The sequence below is a fragment of the Micromonospora sp. NPDC007271 genome (assembly GCF_040634005.1).
Lineage (GTDB): Bacteria > Actinomycetota > Actinomycetes > Mycobacteriales > Micromonosporaceae > Micromonospora.
On the sequence record NZ_JBEYER010000040.1, the window covers coordinates 17,142 to 36,522 of the forward strand.

The 19,381-nt window shown below is 74.5% G+C and carries 8 protein-coding genes; all 8 read right to left on the bottom strand.

Annotation, left to right across the window (positions count from 1 at the left end; translation table 11 throughout):
- Positions 1-45: 45 nt before the first annotated feature.
- The 8 genes from ABZ570_RS16410 to ABZ570_RS16445 are packed head-to-tail and all read right to left on the bottom strand — an operon-like array spanning position 46 to position 19,381.
- Positions 46-4,410: a type I polyketide synthase gene (locus ABZ570_RS16410; RefSeq protein ID WP_358063380.1), complete on the bottom strand. Its 4,365-nt coding sequence runs from the start codon at positions 4,408-4,410 to the stop codon at positions 46-48.
- Positions 4,407-6,722 (bottom strand): lantibiotic dehydratase, encoded by a 2,316-nt coding sequence (locus ABZ570_RS16415; protein WP_358063383.1) that lies wholly within the window; start codon positions 6,720-6,722, stop codon positions 4,407-4,409. Before ABZ570_RS16415 ends, ABZ570_RS16410 begins: the two co-directional genes overlap by 4 nt.
- Positions 6,719-10,222, bottom strand: coding sequence for an amino acid adenylation domain-containing protein (locus ABZ570_RS16420; protein WP_358063386.1), 3,504 nt, complete (start codon positions 10,220-10,222; stop codon positions 6,719-6,721). Before ABZ570_RS16420 ends, ABZ570_RS16415 begins: the two co-directional genes overlap by 4 nt.
- Entirely contained in the window at positions 10,219-11,889 is a 1,671-nt protein-coding gene (locus ABZ570_RS16425) for a beta-ketoacyl synthase N-terminal-like domain-containing protein (protein ID WP_358063389.1), read from the bottom strand. The genes ABZ570_RS16420 and ABZ570_RS16425 overlap by 4 nt, the downstream gene beginning before the upstream one ends.
- Positions 11,886-14,255, bottom strand: a complete 2,370-nt coding sequence (locus ABZ570_RS16430; RefSeq protein WP_358063392.1) for a non-ribosomal peptide synthetase — start codon at positions 14,253-14,255, stop codon at positions 11,886-11,888. The genes ABZ570_RS16425 and ABZ570_RS16430 overlap by 4 nt, the downstream gene beginning before the upstream one ends.
- Complete coding sequence (locus tag ABZ570_RS16435; protein WP_358063394.1) at positions 14,252-15,610, bottom strand: DUF6002 family protein; 1,359 nt, start codon at positions 15,608-15,610, stop codon at positions 14,252-14,254. The genes ABZ570_RS16430 and ABZ570_RS16435 overlap by 4 nt, the downstream gene beginning before the upstream one ends.
- A complete protein-coding gene (locus ABZ570_RS16440; protein ID WP_358063397.1) occupies positions 15,601-16,776 on the bottom strand; it encodes a potassium transporter TrkA in 1,176 nt (391 codons plus the stop codon). The genes ABZ570_RS16435 and ABZ570_RS16440 overlap by 10 nt, the downstream gene beginning before the upstream one ends.
- Positions 16,757-19,381, bottom strand: a complete 2,625-nt coding sequence (locus ABZ570_RS16445) for an amino acid adenylation domain-containing protein (protein ID WP_358063400.1) — start codon at positions 19,379-19,381, stop codon at positions 16,757-16,759. The genes ABZ570_RS16440 and ABZ570_RS16445 overlap by 20 nt, the downstream gene beginning before the upstream one ends.

A 19,381-nucleotide genomic window follows, 5' to 3' on the forward strand; every position in this document is an offset into this window, starting at 1 on the left:
CCTCGGCATGCCCTCCTGGCCCTTGCTGCGCTGCGGTGCAGTCGGTCATGCCGGCTGCCCGGGTCTGCGGAGGCGCGGGATGGGTGCCTGCGCGTCGGCGGCCGGTGGGGCACCGCGCAGCGACTCGATCCGGGCGGCCATCGCGGCGACGGTCGGTGCGTCGAACAGCACCCGCATGGACAGCCGGGCGCCGACGGCCTGGCGGATGCGCAGCACCAGCTGCGCCGCCACCAGCGAGGTGCCGCCCAGCCGGAAGAAGTTGTCGTGCGGGCTGACCTCGGCGACACCGAGGACGTCACCCCAGATCCGGGCGATGGTGGCGGTCAGGTCGCCGTCAGCGGCGGCCACGGTGGAGGCCACCGTGGCGGCGGCCGAGGCGAGTCGCCGCTCGTGGCCGGCGACCGCGGCCACCGGGTAGGCGCCGATCGCCACCGAGCCGGTGCGGCCCTCGGCGAGGACCCGCTGCCCCGCGGCGACCGCCGCCGCCGGGGGCAGCCCGTCGTGTTCGGGCACGCCCTCCTCCTGCCACGCGCCCCAGGCCAGCGACACGAGGCGGGTCGGCCAGCCGTGCGAGCTGCGCGCGTACGCGTCGAGGAATGCGTTGGCGGCCGTGTCGTCGGCCCGGCCCAGGCCACCCGCGAGCGCGGTCACCGACGAGGTCAGCGCCACGAAGTCCAGTGGCAGGTCACCGAAGACCTCGCGCAGCACCAGCGTGCCGGTGACCTTGGGCCGCAGTTCCGCCGCCGCCTCGGCCAGCCGCGACCCGGGGGACAGGCCGGTGTCGGGCAGCTTCGCGGCATGGATGATGCCGTCGAGGCCGCCGAGGTCACGCAGGACTTCGGCGCGTACCGTCCGCATGGCGTCCACGTCGGCCACGTCGGCGGTGAGGTGACGCACCCGGGCGCCCGCCTGCTGGAGGGCCTCGATCGTGGCCGGCGGCGGCTGCGCGGTGCGGCTCACCAGGACCAGCTGCGCGCCACGCCGGGCCAGCTCGGCGGCGAACGCGCCGCCGACCCGGCCCAGCCCGCCCGTGATCAGGTAACGCCCGCCGTCGCGGATGCCCAATCCCGAGGTGGTACGCCCACCCGGCGGGGCCGGCACGAACTCGCGGGTCCAGCGGCGCCCGCCCAGCCGCAGCGCGACCGCCTCGGCCCGCTCGGTGCCGAGCAGTTCGTCGACCACCGCGTCCACGCCGAGGTCGCCCGGGTCGGCGTCGACCCAGTGGCAGCGCACCTGCGGGCGTTCCAGCGGCACCGAGCGCACCACCCCGGCCACCGTGGCGTGCTCCGGGCGCACCAGGTCGGCCCCGGTCACGTCGGCCACTCCGGCGGTGACCACATCCAGCTCCACGCCGGCGGCCGGCAGCGCGTCCAGCAGCGTCAGCAGGGCGTAGTACCCGTGCTCCTGGGCCGCCGACGCGGCATCCACATCGGAGTCGGCCGGGTCGCCGTCCAGCGCCCACGCGTGCACGATCCGGGCGGCGCGGCCGTCGTCGGCGCACTCGTCGAGCAGCCGCTGGTAGTCGGCGGCGTTGGTCGCCCGCAGCTGGTAGCCGCCGGGGCGGACGGCGAAGGCGGCCCCGGGGCGGACCACGGTGACGTCGGTGCCGTGCTCACGCAGCCGGGCCGCGAGGGCCGTTCCACGCTCACCGGCCGCGAAGAGCAGCAGCTGACCGGGCGCCTCGGCGGGTGCCGTGGCGGGCAGTTGGTGCCAGACCGGAACCTCGACGACCCCGTCGTCGTAGCGGCGGTCGGCGGCCGGTTCGGCGGGTGCGGCCACCGGCGCCGGGTCGATCCAGTGCCGGGTCCGCTGGTACGGGTACCCGGGCAGGGGCACCCGGCGTGGCGTGCCGGGCGTGGGCAGGCGTACGGGGATCCCGGCCGTCCACAACCGGCCCGCCGCCTCGTAGGCGGTCTGCCGGTCGGTCAGCTTCTCCCCCGGCGCGGGCAGCGTACGCAGCGGCGCCCTGGCTCCCGGCGGCAGGCTGAGCCGGGCGAGCCCGGCGAGCTGGCGGCCGGGACCGCACTCCAGCAGCAGCCACTCGTCGGCGGCGCCCGTGGCGGCGAGCCCTGCCACCGTGGCCCCGAACCGCACCGGTCGGCACAGCTGCTCCCCCCAGTACGCCGGATCGGTGACCTGCCCGTCGGTGAACGGTGCGGCGGTCGCGGCCGACCACACCGGCAGGCTCGGCGCACGGCGCGGCACCGCCGCCACCAGCGCCGCGAACTCGTCGCGCACCGGGTCCAGCAGCGGCGCGTGCATCGCGTACGGCGACCGCAGCAGCGTGCAGCTGATGCCGCGTTCGCGCAGCGTGTCGGCGAAGGCGGTCACCGGCTCTGGTGCGCCGGCCAGCACGCAGGTGTTGGGCCCGTTGCTGATCGCCACGGCGACCCCGGCGGGCAGCAGGGGCGAGATCTCGTCGGCGCCGCGCTGCACGGCGAGCATGCGGCCTTCCGGCGCGGCCTGGACCAGACGGCCCCGGGCAGCCGCGAGCCGCAGCGCGTCGGGCAGGTCGAAGACCCCGGCCACGGTCGCCGCCACCAGCTCACCGATGGAGTGGCCGATCATCGCGGCGGGCGTGACATCCCAGTGCCGCCACAGCATCGCGGTGGCGTATTCGACGGTGAACAGGGCGGGTTGCAGCACCGCGGGTTCGGCCAGCCGCTCGTCGGCGCCGGGCTCCGTGTTGAAGATCAGTTCGTGCGGGTCCCAGCCGAGGATCCGGCCGCATTCGTCCACGGCGGCCGCGAACACCGGCTCGGTCGCGGCGAGGCGCGCGCCCATGCCGGGGTGCTGCGAGCCCTGGCCGGAGAAGAGCAGGCCCACCCGGGGCGCCGTCGCGGCGTCCCCGCTGGCCCGACGCTTCGGGTCGACCAGCGCTGCGGCCGCCTGGGCTCGGTCCACCGCGACGACGGCGGCCCGGTGCTGATGGACCGGGCGTCCCTCCCGCAACGTGTACGCCACATCGCGCAGCTCCAGCTCCGGCCGGTCGGTGAGCCGGGTGGCCACCTGGGCGCACGCCGCTGCCAGCGCGGCCGGGGTCGCGGCGGACACCTGGATCAGCTCGCTGCCGCCGTGATCCGGCGCCGTGGCGGGTGCGGGGGGCGGTGCCTCCTGGAGCACCAGGTGGGCGTTGGTGCCGCCGAGGCCGAGGGAGCTCACCCCGGCCCGCAGCGGCGACTGCTCCTCGGGCTCCCATTTGGTCAGCGTCGACACCACGTAGAACGGGCTTGCCTCGAAGTCGATCTCCGGGTGCGGCCGGTCGTGGTTGATGCTGGGCGGGATGAGCCGGTGCTGCATCGACAGCACGGTCTTGATCAGGCCGATCACGCCGCCGGCCGCGCTGAGGTGGCCGATGTTGGCCTTGGTCGAGCCGACCCCACACCAGCCCCGCTCGGTGGTGCGCCGCCCGTAGGCCGCCGTCAGCGCCGCGATCTCGATCGAGTCGCCGAGGACCGTACCGGTGCCGTGCGCCTCCACGTAGCTGATCGAGCGGGGGGCGACGCCGGCGACCGCGAGGGCCTGCACGACGACCTCCAACTGCCCGCTGACGCTGGGCGCGGTGAAACTCGCCTTGGTCATGCCGTCGTTGTTGACCGCGTTGCCGACGATCAGCGCCCGGATGTCGTCTCCGTCGGACAGCGCGTCGGACAGCCGCTTGAGCACGACAACCCCGACCCCGCTGCCGTAGACGGTGCCGTTGGCCTGCGCGTCGAACGGGCGGCAGTGCCCGTCGGCGGACGTGTACCCGTCGTCGGCGACGTACCCGACGGCGTGCGGCAGCTCCACGCACACCCCGCCGGCAAGCGCCGTGTCGCACTCGCCGTTGCGCAGCGCCTCGCTGGCCAGGTGTACCGCCACCAGCGACGACGAGCAGGCGGTCTGCACGGTCATCGCCGGGCCGCGCAGGTTGAGCCGGAACGACACGCTGCTGGCCAGGTAGTCGGGCTTGTTGCCCAGCGACACCCGCAGCTCACCGGCGTCCGCCAGCGCCTGCGGGTTCCGCCGGACGTTGAGCCACTGGTAGAGGTCGGCGTTGCTGCCCGCGTAGACGCCGATCTCGCCGCCGTAGCGGGTCGGGTCGCAGCCCGCGTCGATCAGGGCGGCGTGCGCGTGCTCCAGGAACAGCCGTTGCTGCGGGTCGGCCAGCTCCGCGTCGCGGGGGCTCATTCCGAACAGGCCCGCGTCGAAACAGTCGAACTGGTCGAGCACGGCCGCCACCGGCACGTACGCCGGATCGTCGAGTTCGTCCTCGCTGACCCCGCGCGCCAGCAGTTCGGCCCGGCTGAACCGGGTGAACGACTCGGTGCCGTCGACCAGGTTGCGCCAGAACTCCTCCGCCGATGACGCCCCGGGTACGCGCAGGCTGAGCCCGACGATCGCGATCGGCTCCACTGTCTGGTTCGTCATGGAATCACCTCTGGCTCGGCCGAGTCGCTGATGTGCAGGCGTAGCTCGCTGGCGTAGTGGCGGCCCTGGCCGTCGGGCAGCCACGCCTGCGGCGGCCCGGGCAGCAGCTCCGACACCGTCACCGGCACGTTGTCGCCGCCCGCCTGGTCTGCGGCCCGGAGCAGCAGGCAGAGCCGGTTGGCGTAGAGCGGGCTGGTCAGGTCGACGTACGTGGGTTTGAGCTCGGTGGCCACCCGGATGAAGACCCGCTCCGGCAGGCCCAGCGCGGCCCGCCACCGGCGTACCGCGAGGTAGCGCTGTGCCTGGTCGATCGCGCTGGTGAGGCCGGTCTGCCCGACCGTGGTGCGCCACGTCTCCCGGGCGAGCACCAGTTTGTCGACGGTGATCCGGGGGCTGTGCGGGCGCTCGGTCATCAGCTTGAACGCATCGGCGGCGTGCACCGCGATCAGGTCGGAGAACACCTCGACCAGCGGCCAGCGGGTGCCGTCGGGCCCGGTCGCCACCACCGTGCCGCCCGCTTCGGACACCAGGGCGGCGTTGGCCGGCACGAGCCGGTCCCGCCGGGCACCCGGCGCGTCGGCGAACGCGAGCTGGTACTCGTCCGGCCCGAACAGCGACGCCGACAACCGGCCGCCGACCCGGGGGAAGTCGACCGGGTAGATCGGGCGCAGCCGTCCCGAGCCCAGGTCCGTCGCGTACGCGCGCCGCAGCCGGTCCAGGTCGGGATGGCAGTGCGTGAACAGCTCGGCGTTGAACGTCGCGTACGCGGCGTGCAGCTCGCCGAGCACCGCGGCGAACTCGCCGGCGGCCAGCGCCTGCGGCGACTCGGCGAAGATTTGCAGGTCCGGGCTGTGCACCCGGCCCGCGCTCCAGCCGGGACGGGTCGCCGGGAACTGCCGGGCCACCCGGGGCGCCAGCTCGGCCGAGCTGATCTGCAGCCGCGCGGCGTCGGCGGGCAGGTCGGCGAGGCCGAGCACCCGTTCCCAGCGGGCGGCGAATTCGTGCGCGACCCGATCGACGGGCCGGTCGCCGGGCCCGAACAGCGGACCCTGGGCGAAGAACCACAGGTCGCCGAGCCGGACCGGTCCGTCGTCGCTCAACTCGACGTACAGGTCGCGCAGCGCGTCGCCGTACGCCGTGGCCAGTTCGGCGGTGAGCCAGCGCGCGGCCTGCAAAGCACACGCCAGTGCCGGGGCCAGGGAGTCGAGCAGGCCGCTGCCGACCGTGAACTCCACGTCGCGGGCGGTCTCCTCGTGGCACAGCGCCCGCCCGGCGTAGTTCTGCCCGGCCCGGCGGCGCGGCGGCAATCCCGTCAGCTCGGTGAACTCGGAGTCCAACGCGGACAGCGCGTCGGCCAACGCGGTGGGGTCGCCGGCGGCGTGGGCGACCCGGGTCCGGGCTCCGGCCAGCCGGTTCAGCCCGGCCAGGGCGCTTTCCCGGAGCGCCGGGTCGCCGATGGCGCCGATCCGCTCGCGCAGGCGCGCCTCCGCGGCGAAGCCCTGCGGCAGGTCGAAGTCCCAGCGCAGCAGCCCCCGTTCGGCCAGGTGCGCCAGCAGCAGGAACCCCTCCTCGGCCCGGCGTACGCCGGCCTGCTCGTCGCGCACCAGGTCGTCGACGATCTCCCGCGCGGGGCGGCTGCCGTCACACCACCCCAGCGCGATCGACTCGGTCAGCGACACCGGCGTCGGGCGCTGGGCGGGCCGGTGCACGACCCGCCCGTCCAACCAGGCGTGCGGCGCCAGGGCCGGGGCCAGCCACGCCCGCACCAGCGGGTCCGCCGCCAGCCTGTCCGAGTACGCGGACAGGGCCCAGTTTTCGAGGTAGACGGCGCGCTGGCGGAGCAGGCCGGGGCCGGGCCTGGTGGTGATGGTGGCCGGGCCGGGTTCCACGGTGCCCCAGCACACCGGCCCGAAGAAGCCGATGGTTTCGCACTTGGCGACATAGCGCTGCCAGTACCCGGCGACGACGTTCTCCCGGCCCCGGCGGCGGACGTTGCGTGGCCCGTCCGGGCCGTCCTTGACCAGCCCGTCGAGGGCCACCAGGACGTCCGGGTTCTGCCAGGTCACGGCCTCACGGAACAGCGGGTCGGCGGCGATCTCGCACACCGCCGCGGAGGACGCCCGGGTGGCGTCGGCGTACGCGGCCGTGAACGCCGACGCGTCGAGGTCACCGGCGAGGTGACGGTCGGCGGCGTCGGCGCAGTCCGGTGCGGCGAAGCGGTCCAGGCCGTCGGCGGGGAACCCGGCGCTGCGCAGCAGCGCGTCCCGCCAGACCGACCAGCCGGTGTCGCCGAGTGGGACCAGGTGCGTCACGCCGGATCCTCCTCCACCGCGGGCTCACCGGTCGAGCGGCGCCGGGCGCGCTGGAGGCGGACGGCGCCGCGGCGCACGGCCCGTTCCACCGCCGCGTCCTCGGCGCTGTCACCCGGCGATTCCGCGGATGCGCGGGCGCCGTCCAGGTGCGTGGCGAGGGTGCGGACGGTCGGATGGCGGAACAGGTCCACCACCCGCAGGTTCGTGCCGAGCAGCCGGTTGAGCTGCCGCTGCACGACGGCGACGGCCAATGAGCCACCGCCGACGTCGAAGAAGCTGTCCGTCGCCGCCACCTCTGGTACGCCGAGCACGTTGCACCAGACCGATGCGATCTGGCGCTCGGTGGCGGTGGCCGGGCGCTGGGTGATCGCGCCCGACCGGCCCACGGCCCGCTTGACCCGGGCGGCCCGGGGCACGTCGCCCGGCCTCCCGGCCGGGATGGCCGCCCAGCCGGGCAGCTGTGACACGGGTTGCCGCGGATCGGCGGTTCCGGCCCGCAGCATCTGCTCGACCTCGCCGAGCACGGCCGCCATCAGGCCGGTGCCGTAGACGTCCGGGTTGAAGACGATCTCCACTCGCAGCTGCCCGTCCCGGGTCACGCCGTAGAGGGTGAGGTCGAACGGCGACCCGGGCGCGGGCACCGGCACCGGCTCGCTGTCGAGCCCGGCCAGGTCCAGCTTCGGCTCGTCGAACGTGTACATGTTGAACAGCACCTGCACCAGCGGGCTGCGGTCCAGCAGGCCGCTGAGGCCGAGCCCGCCGACGATGCGTTCCACCGGCGCTTCCGGGTGCGCGAGCGCGGCGAGGAGTTCCTCCCACGCGGCGCGCACATGCTCGGCGAAGCCCGCCTCCGGGGCCGGACGCAGCCGCAGCGGTGCGATCTCGATGAAAAATCCGACCATCCGCTCGAAGTCGGCGGCTCGCCGGTCCACCGTGGGCGTGCCGATGACCAGGTCCGAGTGGCCGGTGCGCCGGGCCAGCACCAGCGCGAATGCGGCCAGCACGGCGGCGGCCGGGGTCGCGCCGAGCCCGGCGGCGAGGTCGGTGAGGGCGGCCGTCGCGGCCCGGTCCAGCCGGGTGGTCACGGTCTGGCTGGTGAAGGTCTGTTCGGCGGGCCGGTCTCGTCCCCCGGGCAGTTCCAGCACGACGGGTACGCCGGTCAGGTGCTCCAGCCACCAGTCCAGGTCCTGCTCGGCGCGTCGCTGGGAGCGGTCGGCGCGCCACGCGACATAGTCGCCGTAGGTGGCGGGCAGCGGCGGCAGCGGTGCCCCGTCGCCGAGCGCGGCGCGGTAGGCGGTCGCGAGGTCGGCGTAGAACAGCGACTGGGACCAGCCGTCGAACACGGCGTGGTGGGCGTAGACGGCCAGCACGTGCTCGTCGGCGCCGGTCCGGATCAGTTCGGCCCGCCACAGTGTGTCGGTGGCCAGCGTGAACGGTGTCGCCGCGCCCGCCGCGAGGTGTGTGGCGAGGTCCGTGCCCGGGGCCGGTTCGCGCACGGGCAACGGCACCGGCGCGGACGGGTCGGCCACGGCGTACGGGACGCCGTCGGTGTCCGGGATGCGCCAGCGCAGGATCTGCTGGCGGTCCGCGACGGCGGTGAGCGCCGTGGCCAGGGCCGCGATGTCGAGGGGGCCGGTGAGCCGTTCGGCGAAGACGACGTTGTAGGCCGACGCGGCGGCGGGGAAGTAGCGGTCGAGGAACCACAGCCGCTGCTGCGCCGGGGACAGGGCCGGTGGACGGCCCCGGGTGACGGTGGCCGGGCTGGCCTCGGCGGCGGCGTCGGCGCGGGCGGCGATGCCACGCAGCGTACGCCCGATCAGCACGTCCTCGATCGCGATGTCCCGGCCCAGCCGGTCCCGCAGGTCGGCGACCAGCCGCATGGCGGTGATCGAGTGCCCACCGTGGTCGAAGAAGTCGGCGTCGCGGCCGACGGCCGGCTCGTCCAGCAGCACCGCCCAGGCCTGCGCGATCAGGCGCTCGGTGTCGGTGGCCGGTGCCTCGCCCTGCGGTGCCGGGTCGGGTTCGGCGGCGGTGAGTGCGGCCAGCCGCCCGGTGTCGATCTTGCCGTTGATGGTAATCGGTAGCGCGGCCATGGTGAACATCCGCGCCGGGACGGCCGCGGGCGGCAGCAGCCGCGCGCAGTAGGCGCGCAGGTCCGCCACGTCCAGGCCGGTAGCCACGTACGCGACGAGTTCCTGGCCGCCGGAGCCGCCGCGCGCCTGGACGCTGGCGTTGCCGACCTCAGGGTGGCGGCGCAGCACCGCCTCCACCTCGCCGAGCTCGATCCGTTGTCCCCGGATCTTGACCTGCCGGTCGGCGCGGCCGAGGAATTCCAGGCTCCCGTCCGGCAGCCATCGGGCCAGGTCACCGGTGCGGTAGAGCCGCTGCCCGGGCTGCTCGGTGAACGGATCCGGGATGAACCGCTGCGCCGTGAGCGCAGGGTCGAACAGGTATCCGCGGCCGAGTCCCGGCCCACCGGCCAGCACCTCGCCGATCTCACCGGGGCCGACCTCGTGCAGGCTGTCGTCGACGAGGTGGATGCGGTGGTTGGCGGCGGGCTTGCCGATCGGGATGGGCCGGGTCCAGATGCCGCTGCCCTCGAACCAGGTCACCAGCACCGTCGCCTCGGTCGGGCCGTAGACGCTGATGAATCGGCGGCCCCCCGCGGTCCACCGGCCGACCTGCTCCGGGCCGGTCGCTTCCCCACCGGTCATCACCAGCCGTACGCCGGACAGCCGGGCCGGGTCCAGCAGGGGCAGGATCGGCGGCGGCAGCACCACGACGTCGACGCCCTGCTCGGCGCACACCCGGTAGAGCCGGGTCGGGTCGGCTCGCTCGGCGTCGCCGGCCAGCACGACCGTGCCCCCGGCGGCGAGCGGAGCGAGCAGGTCGGCCACCGACGCGTCGAACCCGATCGAGGCGAAGGCCAGGCATCGGGTCGCCTCGCCGAAGTTGGCGAAGTCCGCGATGTTGGCGACCTTCTCGGTCAGCGCCCGGTGCTCGATCACCGCGCCCTTGGGTTGCCCGGTCGACCCCGACGTGAACATCGCGTACGCCGCGGTGGACAGCGTCGCGGGCGTCGGCTGCCAGGGCGCCGTTTCGGCGGGTACGCCCAGCACGGTCAGGTCGCCGAAGGCTTCGGGTGCGGCGGTGGGCGTACCCACGACGAGGTGAAGGCGGGCCTCGGCGGACAGTTCGCGCAACCGCTGCGGCGGCAGCGCCGGGTCGAGCGGGACATACCCCGCGCCCGCCGCTTGCACGCCGAGCAGGGCGACCACCAGGTCCGGACGGCGATCCACGCAGACACCGACGAGATCGTCCGGGGCGATGCCGTGCGCGCGCAGCGACGCGGCGAGGGCGCTGGCCCGGCCGACGAGGTCGCTGTAGCTCAGGGTCAGGTCACCCTGCACGACCGCGGGCGCGTGGGGACGTCGCTGGGCGTGCCCGGCGACCAGGTCGGGCAGGCACAGCTCGGGATAGGGCAGGTGGGGTCCGGTCATCGCGTCGCCTCGATCCAGTGTCTGGTCCGCTGGAACGGATAGCCGGGCAGCGGAACCCGCCGCCCCCGCACCACGGGCAGGTCGCCACCGTCCAGCCAGGAACGCGTGACGGCGGCGTCGGCCACCGGTCCGCCCTGCGCGAGCGCGGTCAGCTGCCCGACCGCCTCCGCGGCGTCGGTGCACCCGACCGCACCCCGGTAGGCCAGCCGCCGCCGTCCCACCGCCAGCGTGTGCGCCACATCCGCCACGGCGAGGTCACCCCCGGCCAGCCGATCGGCCAGCCGCCGGGCCAGCTCCCGCAGCGCCGCCGGGCTTCCCGCCGACAGCCCCAGCACCACGCGATCAGGACATTCTTGTCCGCCGGAACTGTCCGGCTCGTCACGGTCGTTCGCGGCGGGCGCCTGCTCCACCAGCACGTGCGCGTTGGTGCCGCCGAGGCCGAACGAGCTGACCCCGGCCCGCCGCTGCCCGGCCCACGGCCGGGTCTGCGCGCTGACCTCGGCACCCGCCGCGGCCAGGTCGACCTCGCCGTGCGCGCCGGTGAAGTGCGCCGTCCCCGGCACCTGCCCGGTGTGGACGGCGTACACGGCCTTGATCAGAGAGATCACGCCGGCGGCGGCGTCCAGGTTGCCGAGGTTGCCCTTCACCGAGCCAAGCAGCAGCGGGCTGCGGTTACCCCGGCGTACCCGGGTCAGGGCGTCGACCTCGATGGCGTCCCCCACCGAGGTACCGGTGCCGTGACCCTCCAGATAGCCCACGTCGGCCGGGTCCCAGCCCACCGAGGCCAGCGCCTCCGCCAGCACCGCCGCCTGCCCCGCCACGCCCGGTATGGTGAAGCCGGGCCGGTCGGCGCCGTCGTTGTTCACGGCCCAGCCCGGGAGGACGGCGTAGACGTTGTCGCCGTCGGCACGCGCCTCCGCGAGGCGCTTGAGCACCACCGCACCGGCGCCGTTGCCGAACACCTGCCCGGTCGCGGCCGCGTCGTAGGGGCGGCACACCCCGTCCGTGGCCAGCAGGCCGCCCGGCCGCAGGCGGTAACCGGCCTGCCGGGTCGAGACCACCGCCGAGCCACCCGCGATCGCCACGTCGCAGCGGTAGTCCAGCAGGCTCTGCGCCGCCTGGCACACCGCGACCAGCGAGGTCGAGCAGGCGGTCTGGATCGCCACGGCCGGTCCGGCCAGCCCCAGCGCGTACGCGGTGCGCGTCGGCAGGTAGTCGCAGCCCGAGCCGGTCAGCGCGTCCTCCCAGTCCTCGGCCAGGCCACCAGAGCCGGGCTGCAGAGCGGGATTGCCCAGCAGGTGGTGGTGCAGGTAGCGGTTGGGGCCGCACCCGGCGAACACGCCGACCTGGGCCGGGTCGCGATCGGGATCGATTCCGGCGTCCTCGAGGGCGCGCCAGGCGACCTCCAGGAACAGCCGGTGCTGCGGATCGAGCAGCGCCGCCAGCTCGGCGGGATAGCCGAACAGGTCCGCGTCGAAACCGTCCAGGTCGTCGAGCCGCCCGAACACCGGCATCCAATCGGGGTCGGTGAGCGCACCCTCGGCGGCGGTCAACGGACGCACCGAGTCCACCCCGGACAGCAGGTTCCGCCACATGGCGGGTGCGTCGTCCGCGCCGGGTACCCGGCAGGACATGCCCACCACCGCGATCTGGTCGTCCTCGCTCACGTCCCACCCTTCGCGCCGCCACCGCCCCGCGCGGCTCTGCGCCGCGCCATCCGGTGCCCGACTGCCGCCAACCGACCATCCGCCGGTACGCCCTCAGCGCCCGCCGCCACCCCCAGGTGTGCCGCCAGCGCCGCCACCGTCGGGAACTCCATCAGCCGGGCCAGCGGCACCCGCCGGTCGAGGCGTTCCTCCAGGTGCCGCTGCAGTTGGGCGAGCTGGAGCGAATGCCCGCCCAACTCGAAGAAGCTCACCTGGCGGTCCACGGCCGGCAGTCCCAGCACCGCGCACCAGGCCGCCGCGATCGCCTCCTCGACCGGCCCCGACGGCGGCCCACCAGCCCCCGCGACGGTTCGCACGGCCTCGGTATCCGGGTCGGGCAGGGCGGCCTGGTCGAGCTTGCCGGTCGGGCCCATCGGCAGCTCCGCCACCGCCACGACGGCCCGGGGCACCATGAAGTCCGGCAGTACCGCCCTCAACTGCTTCCGCAGCCGTCCCGGGTCGATGCTCGCCCCCACGGCCGGGACCGTGTACGCGATGATCTCGTGCTCGCCGGTGCCGCCCGCGCTGCGGCGGGCCACCACGGCCGCCTGGCCCACCCCGGGCAACCCGGCCAGGTGGGCTTCGATCTCGCCCAGCTCCACCCGATAGCCGCGGATCTTCACCATCCGGTCGCTGCGGCTCAGGTAGACCAGCGTCCCGTCGGGCAGCCGCCGCGCGATGTCCCCGGTCCGGTACGCCCGCACCCCGCCGTGCTCGATGAACCGGGCCGCCGTGAGCTCGGGCAGGCCCAGGTACCCCAGCGCGACGTGCGGGGTACGCACGATCACCTCGCCGGTCAGGCAGGTCGGGCGCCCGGCCGGGCCGGCCAGCACCACCTCGATCCCTGGCAGCGGGTGCCCGATCGGCACGACGGCCTGCTCCAGCTGCGCGCCGGGCGGCAGGTGGTGCTGTGCGGCGAAGCTGATCTCGGTGGTGCCGTACCCGTTGATGAACACCACACCGGGCGCGAACGACCGCCGGGCCAGCGCTACGTCGTGTCTGGTGACCTCCTCGCCGCCGAGCACGACCGCGCGGATCGACGGCAGCCGCCCGCCCTCGCCCAGGCTCGCCACCAGGTACCGGTAGACGGTCGGGGTGGAGTGGTAGATCGTCACGCTCCGGCCGGCGAGGGCGCTGGCCAGGTGGCCGAGACCGTGTGCGCGAACGTCGACGGGGACGGCGGCGGCGCCGGAGAGCAGGGCGCTGAACGTGTCGGTGACTGCCATGTCGTAGCCGAACGAGGTGAGCACGCTGGTGCGGTCATCCGGCCGGATGGCGAAGTTGCGCACGTGGTTGCGTACGCCGAACAGCACGTTGCGGTGGCTCTGCACCACACCCTTCGGCATCCCGGTCGATCCGGAGGTGTAGAGCACGTACGCCGGGTCGTCCGGCCGGGCGAGCCCCCGCAGCACCGACAGGTCGGCCTGGGATGTGCCCGGCCGGAGGTGCACGATCGGCAGCTCCGGCTGCCCGGCTTCGGCGGCCAGCGTGGCGGCGAGCTTCGCGTGCTCGGGATCCGTGACGATGGCCCGCACCCCGGCGTCGCGCAGCATCCCGGCCAGCCGGACCACCGGGAACACGGTGTCCAGCGGCACGTACGCGGACCCCGACGCCAGCACCGCCAGGATGCCGGTGATCGTGGCGACGCCGTGGCGGCACAGTACCCCGACCGGCGCGGGCGGCGCGGCGACGTCGCCCGGATCAGCCAGGGCCACGGCGGTCGCGGCCACGGCGGCACCGAGCTCGCGATAGGTCACGGTCGCGTCGTCGGCCAGCACCGCCACCCGCTCGGGGTGTGCGGCGACCATCGAGGCGAACGCGGCCGGGATCGTGTCACCGCGTACGCCGTCGGCTTCGGTGCCGTCGCCACCATGCAGCCGGGCCAGTTGTGGTGCCGGGCGCTGCTCGTAGCGGGCCGACGACAACACGTCGGCCGACGACGCGGCCGGATCCAGAGCGGACAGGAACTCGGCCAGGTCGGCGCACAGGTCGTCGGCGTAGTCACCGGGCAGCCCCGACAGGGCGCCCTCGCTCAGGTCAGTGCCGACCTGGACGCTGGCGTCGGCGGCGGAACCCGGCGGCGCCGGCCGCAGCGACCGCCACAGCTCGCGGATCGGGGCGTCGGCGGTCAGGTCCAGCGCCACCAGGTCGTCGCCGTGCCGCAGCGTCACGACCTGGGCGCCGGTGTACCGGCGTACCAGCAGGGCGGTCGCGGTGAGGACCACCGCAGCCGGGGTGGCCCCGGCGGCGTGGGCCTGCGCGGCAAGCCAGGCGGCCCGCTCGGGTGACAGGCCGAGCGGGCGGTCGGAGTACGCCGGGCTCATCATGTGTTCAGGACGGCGGCCACGACGTCGGCGACCGTGGACACCTCGGCGTCTGCGTCGGCGACGGCGAAGTCGTTGGCGTAGCTGCCGGTGCCGTGCACCACGATGTCGTGCCCGGCCGGCACCAGGCCGCGGTCGATGGCGTTGCAGACACCGGTCAGCGCCATCACGATCGACCACTCCCGCAGCTGCTCGGGGTCGGCGGGCAGCTTGAGCCCGGCGGTGGCCAGCCAGTCCCGGGCCACCGGGTAGCGCTGGGCGCACTCGCGCCGCGACACGACGATGCCGTCGCCGCCGTGCCGCTCGATCAACGCGTTCATCAGCGGGGAGGTCACCGGGCGGTGGGTGTAGAAGGTGGGATCGAGCACCTCGGCCGGGTCATCGGTGACGGCCGGGAAGTGGACGTCCTTGTCCTGCGTCCAGGCGCCCACGCGCTCATCCCGGGTGTAGGCCGGGCAGTTGTCCCGCTCGAACGAACCGTGGCGCAGGCTGAGCACCATGTCGGGCGTACCGAGGTGCTGCACGAGCAGGAAGCCGGGGCGGTCGGCGGGGCTGGCCTTGCCCGCCGCTTCGAGCACGTCGCGGCCCAGGTTGTAGCCGAGCAGGCCGAAAGCGCTGGAGACGGCGTGCGCGTGCCAGCGCGGCCGGGCAGCGCTGACCGGGGCCATGTCAGCCTCGAAGGCGGCCCGGGCGGCGTCCGCGACCAGGTAGTTCTTCAGGTCCAGGGTGTACCACAGGGTGACGCCGTGCTCGTCGTGCATCGTGGCGGCGTACTCGTCGACGAACGCGCGGCCGAGCGCCTTCACCCCCTCCGGGTCGCTGCCGGTGTACCGCAGCAGCGGGTTGACCTGGCGCGACCGCGGGTCGGCGGCGAGCGCGTCGTGGCGGAACTTGTGCCGCGTCGACTGCGGTGCCAGCACCACGATGGACAGCTGTTCCGGCGTCGCCAGCCCGGCCGCGTAGGCACGGGCCACCGCGTCGCGCAGTGCAACGCCCTTGTTGCCGGAGGTCGGCGTGAAGATGCACAGCCGGGTCCCGGTGCGCCGGATGTATTCCACCGCGCGGGCGACGATCACCATCGACGCGAACGTCTTGGTGGTCTGGGTGCCCGGGTTCGCCGTCAGGTCGAGCAGCTGGAGGTGGTGCCCGCCGTATTCGCCCAGCCGGGACCAGCTCGCGGTGGCGGCGGCGTAGTATTGGCGCACCGCCGGGGTCAGCTCGGGCAGGTCGAAGCCGGGCGCGAAACCAGGCGTCCCGGCAGGGCCGCCGGCGACGGCACCGCACCGATCCACCGCCGAAGCGATGACGTCGTAATAGTCGGTGATCAGGTTGCGTGTGGTCGGGGCGGTCACATACATCGGGATTCCTCCAACACACGAGGGGCATGCGCCGGCGCCGGTGGTGCCGTTCGCAGATGGTCGCGCAGGGCGATGAACCGAGCAGAGACCGCAGGCAGTTCAGTCACCGGCCAGCCTTCGGCCAGCTCCGGCCGGTACGCCGACAGCGCCGCCCGCGCCCGCTCCGGATAGCGCACGTGGCCGTCGCTGACCTCGACGCCGTCCCGGTGCCCGGCGGCGGTGTTCCAGGCGACGGCCTGCGCCGCGCTGACCTCGGGCGGCAGCCGCAGCTCGGCCCGGCCGCCGCTGAGCCGGACCGGATAGCCGCCTGGCAGCCCCAGCGGCCCGGGCAGGCTCGCCACGACCTCACCCGGGTCGGCGGCGAGCCCCGCCACCAGGGCGGCGGCGGCATGTCCGGCCAGCGCGTTCAGCTGCGGCCGGGGCAGCGCACGGTAGCCGACCAGCAACCCGGTGACGTCCGGGACGGGCCGGCCGTCCAGCCAGGCGCGTACCTCGGCGGTGTTGTCCCCAGTGTTGTCGGGGCCGGGCGCGGCGAGGTGGGCGTGGTGGCCGAGCACCGCCAGTCGCCGCGGCCCGGGACGGCCCAGCGCGGCGTCCAGACACGCGGCCAGGGTCGCCACGTTGCCGATGCCGCACAGCACGGGCAGATTCAGCGCTGCCAGCAGCGGGTTGACCGCGTCCGGGAAGCAGCCGTTGACCAGCAACGCGTCCGGTGCGCCGCCGGCCAGCGCGGCGGCCAGCCGGGACACCAGCTCGGCCTGCAACGCCAGCGTCACCCCGAAGCCGGCCGTGGCGACCAGCTCCGTCCAGGCCGACGGTGCGTGCAGCCGCTCGTACGGCGACTGGGTCGACGCGGCGCAGACCAGCACGTCCGGGCGAAGCCGGGCCATCGACGCGGCGTCGGCGGCGTACCCGTCGCCGGGGTCGGTGGACGGTTCGGCGGTGAACGGCTGGGCGGTGAAGTTGACGCCGGTCCCGGCGACCGTGGCGCGCACCTGCGCGCCCCGGGCCGCGCCGAGGGCGGCGGTCAGGTCGCGGGCCAGCACGGTCACGCGTACCGGCTGGGGGGTGTGCATCGAGGCCAGGGAATCGCACAGCGAGCGGGCGAGCTGGCCGCTGCCCACCACGACGACGTGCCGCGGCGCGTTATCGAGGGGGGCTGACATCGCGTCTCGCGTCCGTGACCCGGGCCAACCAGTCGGCGAAGGACCCGGCGCGCAGGCAGCTCGCGGGGGACACCTCCAGGTCGGTCATCTCGCGCACCCGGTGCGCCACCCGCAGCGCGGTCAGCGAGTGCCCGCCGAGGGCGAGGAAGCTGTCCTCGTCATGGACGGCGTCGACGCCGAGCGTGACCCGCCACGCCTCGCGCAGCCGGTCGGCGAGGGCGCTGCCCTGCTGCGGGGCCGCTTCCGCGTGCCGTCTGGGTGGCGGCGGCAGGTCCAGCCGGGCCACCTTGCCGTTGGGCAGGCGGGGCAGGCTGTCGACGAAGACGAGCTGGTCCGGGTGCATCGCGGGCGGCAGCACCGACGCGAGGTATCCCTGGAGCAGCCCGGTCGTCAGCAGCTGGTCGGCGGGCTCGTCCCAGGGCGAGGCCCCCTGCGGCTGCTCCTGCGGCCGCATCGCGTAGATGTAGCTGACATCGGCGTCCGCGCCGACGTTCCAGTCACCGATCTCGTGCACCTCGAACCCGACCGCCGACAGCAGCTCGCGCACCTGCGGCGCGGTCACGCTGCTGCGCTCGACCTCCAGGCACACCTGGCCGATGCGGGGCCAGTGCTCCGGGCGCAGGCCGCGCAGCACACTCAGCTCGGCGCCCTCGGTGTTGACCTTCAGCAGGTCGACCCGGTCCAGCCCGAACCTCTCCAGCAGCTCGGACAGGGTCACCGTCGGCACCACGTGCGCCACCGAGGTCAGGCGCCGGTGCGCGTCGGCCAGCAGCGCGGCCTGCTCGGCCTCGTCGGCGTCGCCGTCGCCCTGCCGGTAATGCGACCGGACCAGGTCCGACGCGGCTTCGGCCCGGTCGGCACCCAGGCCGGACAGGTAGCTCAGCTCGGGAAACGAGATCAGCTCGGCCGTGCCCGCCACATCGGTCACCGCAGCCTCCACAATGGAGGCGGACTCGGCGTAGAGGCTGAGGTTGGCCCGAAGGTAAGGCAGCGTGTCCGGGTTCGGCTCGACCGCGACCAGGTGCACGTCGCGCGCCTGCCGGGTCGCCCAGAGCGAGAACAGGCCGATGTTGGCGCCCACATCGACAACGACCGCGCCGTCACCGAGGCGTACGCCGAACCGCGAGTACTCCGCGTGGTCGAAGATCTGCCGGTAGAGGAAGACCGCCTCGTCCGGCGACGCCGCCGTCACCGCCATGCCGTTGGGCAGCCGGAACCGGGGCAGTCCGTCGATCGTCGGGGCCTGCCGTGGCTGCGGCACCACGTACCCGACCAGGCGCGACCCGGAATCCTCGTCCGGCACGGCCACGACCACCGCGTCGTGCACGGCGGGATGCTTGCGCAGCACCGCGGCGACCTCGCCCGGTTCCACCCGGATGCCTCGGATCTTGACCTGGTCGTCAACCCGGCCCCGGAACTCCAGGAAACCCTCCGGCGCGACCCGCACCAGGTCACCGGTGCGGTAGAGCCGGGCACCCGGCTGTGCCGGATCGGGCCGGAAACGTTCCGCTGTCCGCTGGTCGTCGCGCAGGTAGCCCAGGCCGACCGCGAGCCCACCGATCCACAGCTCACCGGTCTCGCCGTCGGCGACGGGCCGGAACTCCTCGTCCAGCACCCGCGCCGACACCCCGCCGATGATCCGGCCGACCGGGGCGATGCTGCCCGTGTACGCCTCAGAGCAGTCCCAGTAGGACACGTTGATCGAGGTTTCGCTCGGGCCGTACCCGTTGAAGAGCCCGCACGGCAGCGCCTCACGCAGCCGCCGGACCAGCTGCATGTCCAGCGCCTCACCGCCGCACAGCACCCGCCGCAACGTGACGCATCCGGCGAGTTCCGGCTCGTCGAGCAGGTGCCGCAGCATGGTCGGCACGAAATGCGCGGTAGTGACGGCCTCCCGCTGGATCAGCCGGACCAGGCCGAGACTGTCGAATTGCAGGCCCGGTCCCGCGATGACCATCGTGCCACCGGCGATGAGCGGGGAGAAGATCTCGTGCACCGACGCGTCGAACCCGATCGACGCCTTGTGCAGCACCCGGTCGTCGGCGGCGAAACCGAACCAGTCGTGGCCCCAGGCCAGCCGGTTGACCAGCCCGGCGTGGTGCAGCACGACACCCTTTGGTTGGCCGGTGGATCCCGAGGTGAACAACACCAGCGCAGCCTGGTCCCCCGGCGGCAGCCAGCCCGCGCGATCCAGCAGATCGGTCCCTGCCGCCGCTTTGGCGGTACGCACATCGCGCCAGCGGGTGCCCGCCGGCGCGGCGACGGTGGCGGGCCGGTCCGCGTACAGGACGAGCCGGGGTGCGGCTATGGCGAGCATCTGCTCGGCCCGGCCGGAGGGTAGCTCCGGATCGACCGGCACCGCGACCGCGCCCACTGCGAGCGTCGCCAGCAGCGACGCCACGTAGTCGGCGGACCGGTGCAGGTAGAGGCCGACCAGGTCACCCGGCCTGATCCCGGCCCGGCGCAGCAGTTCGGCCGTCGCGCCGATCCGCTCCCACAGGTGTGCGTAGCTCAGCTCACCGTCGGGGGCGACGATCGCGGGCCGGTCGGCGACGGCTCCCGAGGGCCGGTGGACCAGATCGAGCAGGTAGGGCGGGCTGGGCAT